The organism is Sphingomonas aerolata, from assembly GCF_003046295.1.
GTDB lineage: Bacteria > Pseudomonadota > Alphaproteobacteria > Sphingomonadales > Sphingomonadaceae > Sphingomonas > Sphingomonas aerolata.
Window position 1 is genome coordinate 571,270 of sequence record NZ_PZZN01000002.1, and the last position, 15,036, is coordinate 586,305.

General features: G+C 67.1%; 11 protein-coding genes and 1 tRNA gene. 7 read left to right on the plus strand and 5 right to left on the minus strand.

Annotated elements, in window-relative coordinates; genetic code table 11:
• The first annotated feature begins 25 nt into the window (after positions 1-25).
• Positions 26-1,474 carry an FAD-binding oxidoreductase gene (locus C8J24_RS09995; protein ID WP_107932092.1) on the plus strand — a complete coding sequence of 483 codons (1,449 nt, stop codon included), beginning with the start codon at positions 26-28 and terminating at the stop codon, positions 1,472-1,474.
• A gap of 64 nt (positions 1,475-1,538) precedes the next feature.
• Positions 1,539-2,306: a SapC family protein gene (locus C8J24_RS10000; RefSeq protein WP_031394972.1), complete on the plus strand. Its 768-nt coding sequence runs from the start codon at positions 1,539-1,541 to the stop codon at positions 2,304-2,306.
• Between the two features lie 305 nt (positions 2,307-2,611).
• On the opposite strand, the gene C8J24_RS10005 is transcribed toward C8J24_RS10000, so the two are convergent.
• Entirely contained in the window at positions 2,612-3,490 is an 879-nt protein-coding gene (locus C8J24_RS10005) for an N-formylglutamate amidohydrolase (RefSeq protein ID WP_107932773.1), read from the minus strand.
• A 97-nt stretch (positions 3,491-3,587) separates the two neighbouring features.
• Here C8J24_RS10005 and cpdR point away from each other — a divergent pair, with 97 nt between their 5' ends.
• Together cpdR and C8J24_RS10015 are read left to right on the plus strand one after the other, a co-directional pair.
• Positions 3,588-3,965 carry a cell cycle two-component system response regulator CpdR gene (gene cpdR, locus C8J24_RS10010; RefSeq protein WP_031394969.1) on the plus strand — a complete coding sequence of 126 codons (378 nt, stop codon included), beginning with the start codon at positions 3,588-3,590 and terminating at the stop codon, positions 3,963-3,965.
• 44 nt (positions 3,966-4,009) lie between these two features.
• A tRNA-Val gene (locus C8J24_RS10015) sits at positions 4,010-4,084 on the plus strand.
• 189 nt (positions 4,085-4,273) lie between these two features.
• Here C8J24_RS10015 and C8J24_RS10020 read toward each other — a convergent pair.
• Together C8J24_RS10020 and C8J24_RS10025 are read right to left on the minus strand one after the other, a co-directional pair.
• Positions 4,274-5,023, minus strand: coding sequence for a TorF family putative porin (locus tag C8J24_RS10020; RefSeq protein WP_107932094.1), 750 nt, complete (start codon positions 5,021-5,023; stop codon positions 4,274-4,276).
• Positions 5,020-5,469: a hypothetical protein gene (locus C8J24_RS10025; protein ID WP_244180611.1), complete on the minus strand. Its 450-nt coding sequence runs from the start codon at positions 5,467-5,469 to the stop codon at positions 5,020-5,022. The genes C8J24_RS10020 and C8J24_RS10025 overlap by 4 nt, the downstream gene beginning before the upstream one ends.
• 336 nt (positions 5,470-5,805) lie before the next feature.
• On the opposite strand from C8J24_RS10025, the gene C8J24_RS10030 reads away from it, so the two are divergent.
• From C8J24_RS10030 to alr, 3 genes are all read left to right on the plus strand, one after another.
• On the plus strand, positions 5,806-6,990 hold the full coding sequence (locus C8J24_RS10030) for an acetyl-CoA C-acyltransferase (RefSeq protein WP_107932096.1): 1,185 nt from the start codon (positions 5,806-5,808) through the stop codon (positions 6,988-6,990).
• Positions 6,991-7,102: 112 nt separating this feature from the next.
• Positions 7,103-9,172, plus strand: coding sequence for a TonB-dependent receptor (locus C8J24_RS10035; RefSeq protein WP_107932098.1), 2,070 nt, complete (start codon positions 7,103-7,105; stop codon positions 9,170-9,172).
• Between the two features lie 92 nt (positions 9,173-9,264).
• Entirely contained in the window at positions 9,265-10,293 is a 1,029-nt protein-coding gene (alr, locus tag C8J24_RS10040) for an alanine racemase (RefSeq protein WP_107932777.1), read from the plus strand.
• 96 nt (positions 10,294-10,389) lie between these two features.
• On the opposite strand, the gene C8J24_RS10045 is transcribed toward alr, so the two are convergent.
• Complete coding sequence (locus C8J24_RS10045; RefSeq protein WP_107932100.1) at positions 10,390-13,692, minus strand: TonB-dependent receptor domain-containing protein; 3,303 nt, start codon at positions 13,690-13,692, stop codon at positions 10,390-10,392.
• A gap of 128 nt (positions 13,693-13,820) precedes the next feature.
• On the minus strand, positions 13,821-15,032 hold the full coding sequence (locus tag C8J24_RS10050; protein WP_107932102.1) for an acetyl-CoA C-acetyltransferase: 1,212 nt from the start codon (positions 15,030-15,032) through the stop codon (positions 13,821-13,823).
• Positions 15,033-15,036 lie beyond the last annotated feature (4 nt).

Genomic DNA, 15,036 nt, shown 5'->3' on the forward strand with positions numbered 1-15,036 from the left:
GTGAATTGCGCTTAGCGGCGCAGTCATGACGCCCGAACAGACACAGATGCTCGATGCGCTTGCCCCGCAGCTCGAGCGCAAGTCCATCGTCACCGATGCCGCCGATATCGCCCCCTGGCTGAACGACTGGCGGGGCCGGTTCCATGGTGCAGCCCCGCTGATGTTCGCTCCGTCGTCGGTTGCCGAGGTATCGGCGATCGCCCAGGCCGCGCTGGCGTTCCGCGTCCCGCTGGTACCGCAGGGCGGCAACACGTCGATGGTCGGCGGGGCGACGCCGCCCGCCGATGGCCGTGCCGCCCTGCTGTCGCTGCGCCGTCTCAACCGCATCCGGTCGATCGATGCCGAGGCCGGTCTCGCGGTGGTGGAGGCCGGCGCTATCCTCGCCGATCTCGACGACGCTGCGCAGGCGGTCGGCCAGCGCTTCCCGCTGACGCTCGGCGCCCGCGGCAGCGCGACGATCGGCGGCCTGGTCTCGACCAATGCCGGCGGCACGCAGGTGCTTCGGTTCGGGACGATGCGCGGACTGGTCGCAGGGGTCGAGGCGGTGCTGCTCGACGGCAGCGTCCATGACGGCCTGTCTGCGCTGAAGAAGGACAATCGCGGCTATGACATCGACCAGCTGCTCGTCGGATCCGAGGGGACGCTGGCGATCGTCACCGCAGCCACGTTGCGCCTCGTGCCAGCCGTGGCCGCACGCGCGGTCGCCTGGGTCGGGGTCTCCGGACCCGACAGCGCGCTTCGGCTGCTCCGCCGCTTGCAGGCGGCGACTGACCGTGTCGAAAGCTTCGAGATCCTGCCCCGCGAAACGCTAGCGGCAGCGGTCGCGCATCTCCCGGGGACGCGTGCGCCGCTCGACGGCGACCATGCCTGGCATGTCCTGATCGAGGCAACCGCACCGTCCATGGACGGCGAAACCCCCGCGGCGCTGCTCGAAAGGCTGCTGGGCGCCGCGCTGGAGGCAGGGCAGGTCGAGGACGCCGTGATCGCGGCCAGCGAGGCGCAGGCTGCAGCATTCTGGCGGATCCGTGATTCCCTGTCTGCGGCCGAACGTGCGCTCGGCCCCGCCACGCAGCATGACATCTCGGTCCCGGTCGAGACGATGCCGCGCTTCATGATCGATGCAGCGCGGGCCTGCGAGGTGCGGTTTCCTGGGACGCATGCCAGTGGATTCGGTCATCTGGGCGACGGCAATGTCCATTTTCACGTCCGCGCTCCGCAGGGCACCGATCCCGCGCGCTGGTATGCCGAGGATGCGCCGGTCGTAACACGCTTCGTCGACGATCTGGTCGTCGCGGCCGGAGGATCGATCTCCGCAGAGCACGGGATCGGCCAGATGAAGATCGGTGAGCTGGAGCGGTTGTCGTCGCCGGCACGGCTGACGATCCTGCGCGCGGTGAAGACCGCATTCGATCCGCACGGGCTGCTGAACCCCGGCAAGCTCGTCACGCTTGCACGGGCAGGCGTCACGCCATAGAGCCTCGCGCCAATCGCCGGCGTCCTGCCGCCCAGATCCTCTGACGAAACACTGGAGATACATGATGGCCAGCGCACCGCAGCTTCCGCTCTTCTACAATGGCCTAGAGCCGCTTTCGAGCGACACGCACGCCGATTACAAGGTCCGCCCGCAGGAGAGCGCACCGTTCCTCGTCGGCCAGCATGCGATCCCGATCACCGTCGACGAATTCCCGCTGGTGCAGCGTCACATGCCGATCGTCTTCTCGGTCGGCGACGATGCGATCCCGCTGGCGCTGATGGGCCTCAACGAGGGCGTCAACGTCTTCATCGGCGACGACGGCAAGCTGACCGAGAACACCTTCTACGTTCCCGCCTATATCCGCCGCTATCCGTACATGCTCGCGCGGCTGCATCCCGATGCGCAGGAGCTGTCGCTCTGCTTCGATCCGACCTCCGATGCGCTCGGTGCGTTCGACGAGGGCGACGCGCTGTTCGCGGATGGCGCGCCGACCGAGGTCACCAAGTCGATCCTGGCGTTCAACGAATCGTTCGAACAGGCCGGCGCACGCACGCAGAACTTCATGAAGGAGCTGCGCGAACTCGGCCTGCTGATGGACGGCGAAGTCTCGATCCAGCCCGACGGTGCCGAGCAGCCCTTCGTCTATCGCGGGTTCCAGATGGTCAACGAGGAGAAGCTGATCGACCTGCGCGGCGATGCGCTGCGCAAGATCAGCAAATCGGGCATGCTGCCGCTGCTGTACGCCCACCTGTTCTCGCTTGCGCTGATGCGCGACATCTTCGCCCGCCAGGTCCAGCTCGGCAAGACGCCGCTGCCGCAGCTCGGCGGCTGATCCGTCCGCGCCGACCGATCGCAGCGCGGTCGGTCGGCGCACCAGATACCGCGCGCTCGCGCCGGGATCCCGGGCTGCGATCGTTGCGGCGCAGAATTTTTCGCGTCGGGGTTGAACCAAAATCCCGCTCGCCCATTTTAGACCTGTACGGCACCGTGTCCCCCCCTTTCGCGGCGTCGTACGGCACGCTTCTAGCGTGCCTCCTCCCTGAACCTTGGCCACCTCGTGCTTCGCGCACGGGGTGGTTTTTTTATGTGCCGAGCTAGGGTCCCGCTGCGGGGGATCGGTGTCGCTAGCGCTGGCCCTTATTCGGCCGCTGCGGCCCGGGTGGTGGCCGATGCGCCCATGGCCAGCGCCTCGTTCGTCAAGGCCGTGAGAAGGGCCTTGAGCAGCCGCACCGTCGCATCTACGCCGGTGCCCAAGCCGTCGAACTGGCGATCGAGATAGAGCGACCGATCGAATTCGAGCTGAATCGCGTGGATCCCCGCAGTGGGGCGCGCGTGCCGTTCGAGGATATGCCCCCCGGCATAGGGCGCGTTGCGGGCAAAGGGCAGGCCTGTGTCCGCGATCTCGGTCTCGAGGCAGGCTAGGAAGCGCGGGTCGGCGCTGCGGCCGAAACGGTCCCCCAGCACGATGCGGGGCGGACTGCCGCCCGGTACGCCCGCCGCCGAGAGCGGCGGCATCGAATGGACGTCGAGGAGGATCGCGATCCCGAACTTCGCCTGCGCTGCAGCCAGCGCGTCGTGCACCGCGTCATGATAGGGGCGGTGGTCGTTGGCGATCCGGCTGGAGATGTCCGCGTCGGTAAACCGGCGCCGCCAGAGGTCGGGCGCGGCGGCTGCCCGACGCGGCACCAGGCCGAGGCCGCTTCGCAGCTTGGCGGAGGGTTGAGGCTGCGCCATCGGGTTCGCCCCCTCGTCCACGCGCGGATCACGTTCGGCCTCGCTGCGGTTCAGGTCGATCCAGGCGCGTGCCCGGGTCTGCACGATCATCGTCTCGACCGTCCGTGCCCGGGTGGCGACGATGTCGATATGACGGTCCTCGAGCGCCACCACGGTGTCGAACGGGACACGCAACGCCTCGCGCAATGCGGGCGGATAATCGCGCCCGGCATGCGGTACCGACATCACCACCGGGCTGGCAGGCGGCAGGTCGCCGAAGCGCATGAACGAAGGAGACTGCATGCGGAAAAGCGTAGGGCGCATTGCATGAACGGGCAAACGATCTGGAAATCTTAACTGCTTATGGAGTAACGGACCGCTAAATCACGGGAATATATCGATGTTGCGAATCCTGCTGGCCGAGGATGATCAGGTCATGCGCGAATATCTTACCCGCGCCTTGCAGCGATCGGGGTATGCGGTGACCGCGGTCGACCGTGGCACCGCGGCGATTCCGCTGCTCGAGACCGAGACGTTTGACCTGCTGCTGACCGATATCGTGATGCCCGAGATGGACGGCATCGAGCTGGCGCAGCGTGCCGGCGAGCTCTGCAAGAACCTCCGCGTCATGTTCATCACCGGCTTTGCGGCGGTCACGCTGAAGGCGGGCAAGACGATGCCGCAGGCGCGCGTGCTGTCCAAACCCTTCCATCTCCGCGACCTGGTGGCCGAGGTCGATCGGCTGTTCGAGATGGATAATGCAACAAGCTTCAATTGAGCGCTTGCGCCCCGCGATAAGCGCGGCTAGTGGAGCGCTCCGGCGGGCGTGTAGCTCAGTGGTAGAGCACTGTGTTGACATCGCAGGGGTCGCAAGTTCAATCCTTGCCACGCCCACCATGGAATTGACCCTACCCGGTCTTTCTCGTCTTTGCAGACAGAAAGCCGGGTAGGGATAATTCGAAGCAGAGAATGTCCTCAGGGACTTCCGGGCTTCCCAAACCCCATCATGTCATTTCTGGATCTTCGTGAGCACGGCCCTTCAAGGGGGCCGGTCTTGGGAGCGCGGATCAGCGCGCTCCCGCGGGATCAGAAGCCCAGCCGCGCGCGGGCGACGATTCGGTCGCCGCTGTGTCGCGCATCCGCAAACGGGCCGGTCGCATCGGCGCGCGCGATGTCGGTGCCGATATAATCGACCCCGAGCGTCAGCGGCCCCTGCTGGCGTTCGACGCCCAATCGCCAATCGGTATAGCTGCCACCGGGACGCAGCCGCTGTATGCGCAGCGGATCCGTCGTGGTGCCCGAGGAGTGCCCGATACCCGCCAGCAGCGTGTAGGGCGTCCCGGGGATCCCGGCATCGGCATTCGCATAAAGATAGACGTTGCTGCCCCCCAGTGCATCCTGCGACGGGGCGAATTCGATCCCGCCGACCAGACGGGCCGGACCATAGCTGTACCGCGCGGACGCGCCGATCTCGGCATAGTCCATCCCGGTGCGCGCGCCGGCGAATAGATGCCCGGTCGCGGACGTCCGGAGCGTGACCGCGCCTAGGTCCCACCCGGTCGCCAGCATGACGTCGACGACCGCGTCGGCGCCCGCGTGGCGGTCGGCGTTGCGGAGCGTCGTCACGCGCGCTGTCGCGTCGATCCTGCCGAGCGAGGCCGCCGCATCCGCGGACAGTACTGCGCGGCCCTCGCTCCAGCTGAGACCGCGGCGTGCTTCGTCGGTGGCGACCTCGATCCCGCCGGAGGGCGCGACCTGCGCCTGCACGGACGTTGGGAGAAAGGCTGCCGTGCTACACAGGGTCAGCGCGAGTGTGTGCGTGAAGGGGCGCGTCATCCTGCGGCCAACGCTCCGTGGATCTGATCGAGTTCGGCGCGGAGTACGTCATGGTCTTCCTGTGCCATCGCGGTCACGTCGTGATGCAGGTCGCGCGTCTTCGCGGCGACCTCGCGTGCGATCGCGGCGCGGCTGCTGCTGCACCATCCCGGCTGGTGGCCCGCTGCGACGCCATCGCGCGCGAAGTTGCGCGTCATCAGCGTGCCAGACGACGCCTTGGCGTGCCGGTCGACGATCATGTTGGCGGTCCAGGCACAGCGCAGCGTCGAGGATTGTCCGGCTGGTGCGACCGCGCCGATCTGGCGGTGTTCGATGACGACCGCGCCGCGATAACGGACCTCCACGGGGCCGCTGTGGTGATCGACCCGCGTCGTGTGTTCGATGGTCGGTGCGGCCATGGTGGCGGCGGTCGCGAGCGCGAGGCCGGCGAGCAACATATGGGTCATGTTCGTCTCCTTTTGGGTCCCGGCTTATGCTGGCCGGTGACGCTTCCAAGTCTGGGCACGGTCGATTGACCATGCCCTGTGAACGCGCGCCTCTGGCGGTTCGTTGCGCGGGTACCGCGTCGGACCGGGGGTGCGACGTGCTGCGTCCGGCAATTCGGGGCAACGCGTCACGGCGGCGTGGTGGTGTTGACACGCCATTTACCGCGGGTATGGCAGGGCGCTCAGAGCGTCGGTTGCAGCGACTTTGGATGATCCGGTATGGTCCGCGCCCGTGCGCGGCGACGCCGGCCCCGGTCCACTGGCGCACGCCGCATGCCGTTTACAGGAACGATCACCATGACCGACGATCCGATCATCATCGCCAGCTATGCCCGTACGCCGATGGGTGGATTCCAGGGGGCCCTTTCAGGGGTCACCGCGACCGAACTCGGCGCGACCGCGGTCAAGGCGGCGGTCGAGCGCGCACGCGTCGACCCGGCGGTGATCGACCGCATCTATATGGGCTGCGTCCTGCCCGCCGGGCTGGGCCAGGCGCCTGCACGCCAGGCGGCGCTCGGCGCGGGGCTTCCCGATTCGGTCGAGGCCACGACGATCAACAAGATGTGCGGATCCGGGATGCAGGCCGCGATCATGGGGTTCGAGGCGCTTGCCGCCGGGACCGTCGACGTGGTCGTCGCGGGCGGGATGGAAAGCATGACGAATGCGCCTTTCCTACTCGCCAAGCATCGCGGTGGCGCGCGGATCGGCCATGACGTCGTATCCGATTCGATGATGCTGGACGGTCTCGAGGATGCCTATGAAAAGGGCAAGCCGATGGGCGCCTTCGCCGAGGACACGGCGGGTACCTATCAATTCACACGGGCAGACCAGGACGCGTTCGCGCTCGAAAGCCTGGCGCGGGCGAGTGCGGCGGTCACCGGGGGGCATTTCCGCGACGAGGTCGTGCCGGTGACGGTCAAGACGCGCGGCGGTGACGTCGCGGTCGTCGAGGACGAGCAGCCGGGCAAGGCAAAGCCCGAGAAGATCCCGGGCCTGCGCCCCGCCTTTGCCAAGGACGGGACGATCACCGCGGCGACCTCGGCCTCGATCTCGGACGGTGCCGCGGCGCTGGTGCTGACGCGGGCGAGCGTCGCCGCGCGGCTGGGTCTGGCGCAGGAGGCGCGGATCGTCGCGACCGCCGCGCATGCGCACGCCCCCGCGCAGTTCACGACCGCACCCGTCTCGGCGATCCGCAAGGTGCTCGACCGTGCTGGCTGGACCGTCGGGGACGTCGACCTGTTCGAGGTGAACGAGGCGTTCGCGACGGTGGCGATGATCGCGATGCGCGACCTCGCAATCCCGCGCGACCGGCTGAACGTCAATGGCGGCGCAACCGCGCTCGGCCATCCGATCGGCGCGAGCGGCGCGCGGATCATCGCCACGCTGGTCGCTGCACTCAAGGCGCGGGGTCTGCGCAAGGGCGTGGCGGCGTTGTGCATCGGTGGCGGCGAGGCGACGGCGGTCGCGGTCGAACTGGTCTGACGCAGCCCGGCGGGGGCGGGGCAGTGCATGCGTGCCCCCGCCTTTGCCTTGGTGTCAGGTCTTTGGCGAAAGAGGCTTTTCGCCGGCGGTGCAATGCTGGCATGAGCCCGCGATGACCATTATCGCGCGATCGCGTCGCCTGTCCGCCGTCCTTCTCCTTCCGCTTGCGCTCCCGACGCCAGGCATCGCGCAGAGCGTCGCCCCATCGCCCGTCGCCGAGACGCCGCCGGTGATCGTCGTCACCGGGCGTGGCTTGGCGGATGCCCCCGGCGACCGGGCCTATGACATCGTCACGATCGAGCGCGACCGCATCCAGTCGAGCGCGAGCAACCGGCTGGAAACCGTGCTCGCCGATGTCGCGGGGCTGCAGCAGTTCCGGCGCTCGGATTCACGCAGCGCAAACCCGACCAGCCAAGGCATTTCGCTGCGCGGCATCGGCGGCAATGCGTCGAGCCGCGCGCTGCTGCTGTTCGATGGCGTCCCGCAGGCCGACCCGTTCGGCGGGTGGGTCGCGTTTCCCGCCTATGCGACGGGCCGGCTGGGCCGGATCCGCGTCACGCGCGGCGGCGGCAGCGGCTATCAGGGGCCGGGCGCACTTGCCGGCACCGTCGAGCTCGAAAGCGCCAGTCCCGACCAGCTGACCCCGTTTCAGGCGGGTATCGCCTATGGCAGCCGCGATTCGGTCGACGCGCAGGCCTCCGCGGCGCTGGTCCGCGACGGCGGTTTCGCGGTCGTATCGGGAGCCTATGCGCGCGGCGACGGCTTCACGCCGACGGTCGCGGGGTCGCGCGGCGCGGTCGATCGCCCGGCGCCGTATGAGCAGGCATCGGGCGCGGTGCGCACGGTGATCGCCGTCGATGCGACCACCGAGCTGCAGCTGAACGCGAGCGCCTTCACCGACACGCGCGACCGCGGCAGCGATTTCACCGCCAATCGCAGCGAGGGCGCGGATGCCAGCCTGCGACTGGTCGGGCGGGGACGCTGGGGCTATTCGCTGCTCGGTTATCTTCAGACCCGCGCCTTTGCCTCGAGCTTCGGCAGCATCAACGCGGCACGCAGCACGACCACCCAGTCGCTCGACCAGTATAATACGCCCGCGACGGGGCTCGGTGCGCGGTTCGAACTCCAGCCGCCGCTTGGTGAGGCGATCACGCTGCGGCTCGGCGCGGACATTCGCGACGTCAGCGGCAAGACGCAGGAACTGTTCTTTTTTGCCGGCGGCAATCCTACACGGCGACGCGAGGCGGGGGGCAGTTCGACCACGTCGGGGCTGTTCGCGGACGGCAGTCTCGTCGCGGGCGATGTGACGTTCAGCCTTGGCGGGCGGATCGACCGCTGGACGATCGACCAGGGTTATCTGTCGGAACGACCGCTCGCCGGGGGGCTGCCGGTCACCGACCTGCGCTATGCCGATCGAGAGGGTACCGAAACGACGGGCCGCGCGGGGATCGCCTATCGTCCGGTCGACGCGGTTACGCTGCGTGTTGCGGGCTATCGCGGCTGGCGGCTGCCGACGCTCAACGAGCTCTATCGCCCGTTCCGCGTCGGCAACGACACGACCGCGGCCAATGCGCTGCTGTCGCCAGAGCGTCTGACCGGGGTCGAGGGTGGGGTCACGCTGGCGCCGGCGCCGGGTGTCAGCATCGCCGCGACCTATTTCTACAACAGGTTGAAGGACGCGATCGCCAACGTCACGCTGTCGTCGACCGCCACCAGCGCGTCGCGCGTCCGCCGCAACCTCGACGCGATCCGCGCACACGGGTTCGAGATCGATGCCGCGTATCGTCCCGGCCCGGTCGGCGTCCAGGCCTCGTGGTCGCACGTCAATTCGACCGTCGATGCCTCGGCCGCCGCGATCGCGCTTGACGGGCTGCGTCCGGCCCAGACGCCGCGCGACCAGGTATCGGCGACGGTCGACTGGCGCCGCGATGCCGCCGCCGCGTCGCTGACCGTGCGCCATGTCGCGCGCCAGTTCGACGACGATCAGAACAGCCGCAGCCTCGATCCCGCAACCACGCTCGACGCCTATGCGGCCTATCCGATTACCCGCGCGCTGGTCGTCGAGGCGCGCGCGGAAAACCTGTTCGATGAAACAGTCGAGGCGGGGATCAGCAGCGGCACGATTGTCGAACGTGCGACGCCGCGCACGCTCTGGATCGGGCTGCGCTACGCCATGCGGTAACGGACGGACGGATCGGGGCCGGGCGAGGGCGGGGAGGCGGGAAGGTCATCGACGATGCCGCGCAAGCGCTCTATCCCGCGCGGGTGATCGATATTCCCGCCCCGCTCCGCCTGCGCCTCGACGGCGACGCTCTTGTCCGCAACTGGCAGACGCTCGACCGGATGAGCGGCCGCGCCGCGTGCGGTGCGGCGGTCAAGGCGAACGGCTATGGCCTCGGCGCGGTCGAGGTTGCGCGGCGTCTGGCGGGGGCGGGGTGTCGCGACTTCTTCGTCTCCAACTGGCGCGAGGCGGTCGAGCTGGCGCCGCTCGGCCTGGCGGTGTCCGTCCTCCACGGCGTCCGCGACGAGGACATGGCGGCCGCCCGCGCCGGCATCGCGCGCCCGGTGCTCAACACGCCGGCACAGGTCGCGCGCTGGAAGGCCGGGGGCGGGGGCGCGTGCGACGTCATGGTCGACACAGGGATGAACCGCCTCGGCGTGTCCGCGCAGGATATTGCCGACGGGCTGCTCGACGGCCTGACGATCGAGACGTTGATGAGCCATCTCGCCTGCGCCGATGAGGACGCGGCGATGAACGCGGTACAGCGCGATCGGTTCGCGGCGTTGCAGGGCATGACGGGCGCGCGTCGGATGAGTCTTGCGAACTCCGCGGGGATCGCGCTGGGGCACGACTATGCGTTCGATCTGACCCGACCGGGGCTGGCGGTGTATGGCGGGGTGCCGCGAGGGGAACTGGGCGATGCGGTCGTGCCCGTCGTGACGATGGAAGCGCAGGTCCTTCAGCGTCGCCTCGTTCGGGCTGGGGAGAGCGTGGGTTATAACGCGACCTGGACGGCGAAGGCCGACACCGAGATCGCGATCGTCAATCTCGGTTATGCAGACGGTTATTTCCGGGGCTTCTCCGACCATGGGATCGCCTCGTCCAACGCGCTTTCGCTTCCGGTCATCGGCCGCGTTTCGATGGATCTCGTCGCGGTGGCGTTGCCCGAGGGGACGACTTTGCCCGAAGCGGACTGGCTGTCGTTCGATACCGACCTGCGCGGCGCGGCGGCACGGTCGGGCATGTCGCAATATGAGCTTCTGACCAGCCTGGGTACGCGTTTCAGCCGCTGCTGGACCTAGCGTCGGGTTTCACATGCGGTCGCCGGCGCCGCTGCTGCCAGACGCAAAAAAGAGGGCCGGTAAAACACCGGCCCTCGCTAGTCATACCAGGTTCGATCAGAACTTGGCGGTCATGCCGGCATAGAAGCGGCGGCCGACATTGTCGAAGATGCCGCTGCCGAAGCCGGTGCCCGTCGCGCCGAGAGGCGGCAGGCGGTCGGTCAGATTGTCGATGCCGACGTAGAAGTTCGAACGTTCGCCGATGTCCACGCCCAGCTTGGCACCGATGTAGAGCACATCGGGATAGTAGGGGATGCTGAAGTCGTCGAGATTCTGCGGTGCGCGATCCTGGAAGGCGATCCGGTTCTCGATCGCCCCGACGGACTGCTTCGACAAATAGCGGAACTGCGTGTTGAAGGTCACCTGACCGAAGTCGGCGCCCAGGTTCACCGAGACCTGATCCTTCGGATAGCCCAGCTCGCCAACCGTCGTGTCTGCAAAGCTCGGCTGCAGCGGGTTCAGGAAGCTGCTGCTCTCGAGGATGTGCGTGTAGATCACCTGGGCCGACAGGCGGGTGTTACCGACCGTCCGCAGGTAGCTGACATCGGCATCGATACCGCGACGCTTCAGGCTCGCAAAGTTGAGCGAGGACTGGAGCAGGCTGCCTTCGATGATGCGATAGGCCTGCTCATTGTTCGGTCCCGTACCACCGGCGGCAACGCGCTGGAACTGCGCGCAGAACTGGTTGTCGGTGATCGAGGGCGAGTCGTAGCAGTTGTTGATGATGCCCTGTGCGCTGACGGCCGTGATAACATCGTTGACCTTGATGTTATAGTAATCGACCGACAGCGTCAGGCCGGGGATGAACCGCGGCGTGATGACACCACCATAGGTGTAGGAATCCGACTTCTCGACGTTCAGGTTCTGGTTACCGCCCGTCATGATTTCGAGCGTCTGGCCGTAGATGAAGTTGTAGCTGGTCGGAATGCCCGCGGCTGCGCAGTTCGCCGCACGGAACTGCGTGCCGCGACCCAGATTGTCCGACGAGCAGGGATCGGTCACGGACGCAAAGTTTTGCCCCGCTGCCGAGTAGAGTTCGGACAGGTTCGGTGCGCGCACCGCGCGGCCGTAATTGGCGCGGAAGCGGATATCCTGAACGGGCGAATATTCGGCGTTCAGGTTGTACGTGTACACCGTTCCTGCGGACCCCTTATAGTCCGATACGCGACCGGCGGCGCCGAGCGTCAGGTTCTGGATCAGCGGAAGATCCTTGAGCAGCGGCACACGGACTTCGCCGAATGCTTCCTTCACCTCGAACGAGGGCGGGTCGAATGTCGCCAGCGCATTGTAGAAGGTATAGCCGCCCGACACGAACGGATCGGCCTCGAAGAAGTTGGTTTCCCGGCGATATTCGCCGCCCACCGAGAAGCCGATCGGCCCGCCGGGAAGGTTGAAGAACTTCGACGTGTCGCCGGACATCGTCGCAATCAGGTCGAGCTGGGTGATCTTACCCGCCGACTCGGTGTTCCGCAGCACATAACTGCGTGCGGCGTCCGAGATGCTGCCCGTGCCGAACGGGTTGATTGGCTGGCATGCGGCGATATCGGCGGCGAGGTTGGCAGCATTACCGTTCAGGTCCTGACCCGGGGTGGCAATCAATGGGCCGGCATTTGCACGGTTTGCATCAAGTTGCGCACCGCAAACGATCTGGCCGGCCGGGTTGCGCACGGCATCGAGCGCCAGCGCCAGACGCTGCGTATCGACGTTGCCGAGGACCCGGGTCCGCTCCGTGAATTCGCCGTAATTCGCCGAGACCTCGTAGTTCCAGGTGTCGTTGAAGTCCCCGCGAACACCGGCGACAAAGCGATAGGTCTCGCGCCGTGCATCCTCGCGACGCGATCCGAGATCGGTCAGGTTCTTACGCATGATGAGGCGTGTCGTACCCGCATTGATCTGGTTGATCAGGATGTCACGGTTCTGCTCTCGCGTACGAAGGACCGAACCGTCCGCGTTCAGCGTCTGCCCGATCACCGCCCCCGATGTCGGGTTGATGAAGTTGTTCGCTGACGCCAGTGCCTGGGTGGTCAGCGCGGCCCGCGTACCAGTGTTGAGGTACGGATTGTCCAGACGCGGACGCTCATACAAGCCGTCGATCGTCGAGCCCGTGTAGAATGCCGGACCCGACCCACCGAGGCCAACCGAGTCGACGCGGACATACTTCGCCTCAACGAACGGCACGAACGCCGGCGACACCTCGAAATGCGCGATGAGGTTGGCCGAATAGCGGTCGAGCTGCGGCAGCAGCTGCAACAGGACGCCCTCGCGGCGCGTGTTGCCGTTGCCGCCGAGGAACGCGCCGGCCGGGGTCGTCGACGGGTTCGCGGCGGTACCCCCTGCGATGCCGACGCGCGTGCCGGTCTGCAGGGCAAGACCGCCGCCGGGCTGGACCAGATAGTTGCAGGTATAGGCGCGGCCGAGCGGGTCGCGGCCGCAACCGGCACCAGCGGTGGCGCCTGCGCCAGCGCCGGCAAAGGCGAACAGGCCGCCATCCGAGAAGGTCCCGACGCGGACGTCGCGGAAGAAGCTAGCGTCCGGGACGCCGTCGAAGTTCAGATTGCCGTTCAACCCGGCGCCGGCGGCATCGATGTTGGTCGTGATGAATGCATCGTTCTGGCGATATTCCTTGCGCTGCGATGCGAAGAACGCCTCGGTCCGGACATATTCGAGGTTGACCGCGATGTTGCCGCGATCATCGGCGAAATTCTTGCCGCCCGTCACGCTGACGAAATACGAGCCGGCGTCCTTCTCGTCGCTGACGCCGCCCTGGCCGCGGATCTGCAGGCCGTCGAAGTTCGACTTCAGGCGAAAGTTCACGACGCCTGCAAGTGCGTCCGAGCCGTAAACGGCGGAATTGCCGCCCGTCACGATGTCGACGGCTTCGATCAGGTCGGTCGGAATCGTGTTCACGTCGACCGAGACGGCGTTGCTCAGGATGTCCGAACCGACATGGCGGCGGCCATTGACCAGCACCAGTGTCCGCTGCGCCCCGAGGCCGCGAAGATCGAGCAGATTGAGGCCGGCGGTGCCGAGAAAGCGGGTCGAGTTCGACTGGCTGAACGTGCTGACCAGCTGCGGCAGGTCGTTAAGGACGTCACCGATCGAGGTGCGCGCGGTCTGGGTCAGGTCCGCGGCCGAAATGGTCGTGACCGGAACGACCGACGTGGCATTCGGCGACCGGATGCGCGAGCCGGTGATCGTGATCTCTTCCCCCTGGGCGACCGGGGCCGGCGTATCGGTCTGCACGGTCTCGTCCGAGGGGGCGGCAGGCGGTGTGGCGGCAGTCTGCGCGGCCACAACGCCCGGGATCATCGCAAACGCACTTGCCAGCGCCGTCGCACCCAAGAGTCCCGATAGCTTCATTAAAAACCCCCAATGTTTGGCGCATTCGCCTTGTTATTGGGGCAAGCTGACGGTGCAGACGGGGCCAATCAATAAGTTTGTTACATTTCAGAGAGTTCGATGTCACTTTTGTACATTGGCTGTCACATTCATGCAACAATTGGTACGAAACGTTGCCTTTCTAGGCACATAGCGATTCCCATGCCGCCGCCGATGCACAGCGTGGCAAGGCCCTTGCTCGCGTCGCGCTTCTCCATCTCGTAGATCAGCGTGGTGAGCACACGCGCGCCGCTGGCGCCGATGGGGTGGCCGATCGCGATCGCGCCGCCATTGACGTTGACCTTGTCGGCATCCCAGCCGAGCTCCTTGCCGACCGACAGAGCCTGGGCGGCAAACGCCTCGTTCGCCTCGATCAGGTCGAGATCGGCGATCGTCCAGCCGGCCTTCACCAGCGCACGGCGCGTGGCGGGGACGGGGCCGATGCCCATGATCGACGGATCGACGCCGGCCGAGGCCCAGCTGCGGATCGTCGCGAGTACCGGACTGCCGCGGCGCTCGGCCTCGTCGCGGCGCATCAGCACCAGCGCGGCGGCGCCGTCGTTGAGGCCGCTCGCATTCGCCGCGGTGACGGTGCCGTCCTTCTTGAACGCCGGCCGTACGCCCGACACGCTCTCGATCGTCGCGCCCGCGCGGATATATTCGTCGTCGCTGACGATCGTGTCGCCCTTGCGGCCGGCGATCGTCACCGGTGCGATCTCGTCCTTGAACCGGCCCGATCCGCGAGCCGCCTCCGCCTTGTTCTGCGAGGCGACCGAGAAGACGTCCTGTTCGCTGCGTGTCACCTGATATTGCTCGGCGAGATTTTCGGCGGTGATGCCCATGTGATAGCCGTTGAACACGTCGGTCAGGCCATCGCTGACCATCGTGTCGACAAGGCTGAGATTGCCCATCTTCTGGCCCCCGCGGATCGACTGGGCATGCGCGGACAGCGACATGGATTCCTGCCCGCCCGCGACGACGATCGTCGCGTCGCCGGTCTGGATCGCCTGACATGCCAGCGCGACCGCGCGCAGCCCGGAGCCGCAGACCTGGTTGACGCCCCAGGCGGGGACTTCCTTGGGAACGCCCGCCGCCATCGACGCCCGACGCGCAGGATTCTGCCCCTGCGCCGCGGTCAGCACCTGGCCGAGGATCACTTCGGAGACATCGGCGCCGTCGACACCGGCCTGCGCGAGTGCCGCCTCGATCGCGGTCCGGCCGAGTTCATGCGCGGGGACGGTGGCGAAGGCGCCGAGGAAGCTGCCGACCGGCGTACGCTTGGCGGCGGTGATGACAATGTCGCTGGGGTGGGTGGCGGTCATGACG

Bases quoted from the DNA above. Each gene is read 5' to 3' on its own strand.
- C8J24_RS09995 (WP_107932092.1), top strand. From the start codon at position 26: ATGACGCCCGAACAGACACAGATGCTCGATGCGCTTGCCCCGCAGCTC.
- C8J24_RS10000 (WP_031394972.1), top strand. From the start codon at position 1,539: ATGGCCAGCGCACCGCAGCTTCCGCTCTTCTACAATGGCCTAGAGCCG.
- C8J24_RS10005 (WP_107932773.1), bottom strand. From the start codon at position 3,490: ATGCAGTCTCCTTCGTTCATGCGCTTCGGCGACCTGCCGCCTGCCAGC.
- cpdR (WP_031394969.1), top strand. From the start codon at position 3,588: ATGTTGCGAATCCTGCTGGCCGAGGATGATCAGGTCATGCGCGAATAT.
- C8J24_RS10020 (WP_107932094.1), bottom strand. From the start codon at position 5,023: ATGACGCGCCCCTTCACGCACACACTCGCGCTGACCCTGTGTAGCACG.
- C8J24_RS10025 (WP_244180611.1), bottom strand. From the start codon at position 5,469: ATGACCCATATGTTGCTCGCCGGCCTCGCGCTCGCGACCGCCGCCACC.
- C8J24_RS10030 (WP_107932096.1), top strand. From the start codon at position 5,806: ATGACCGACGATCCGATCATCATCGCCAGCTATGCCCGTACGCCGATG.
- C8J24_RS10035 (WP_107932098.1), top strand. From the start codon at position 7,103: ATGACCATTATCGCGCGATCGCGTCGCCTGTCCGCCGTCCTTCTCCTT.
- C8J24_RS10045 (WP_107932100.1), bottom strand. From the start codon at position 13,692: ATGAAGCTATCGGGACTCTTGGGTGCGACGGCGCTGGCAAGTGCGTTT.
- C8J24_RS10050 (WP_107932102.1), bottom strand. From the start codon at position 15,032: ATGACCGCCACCCACCCCAGCGACATTGTCATCACCGCCGCCAAGCGT.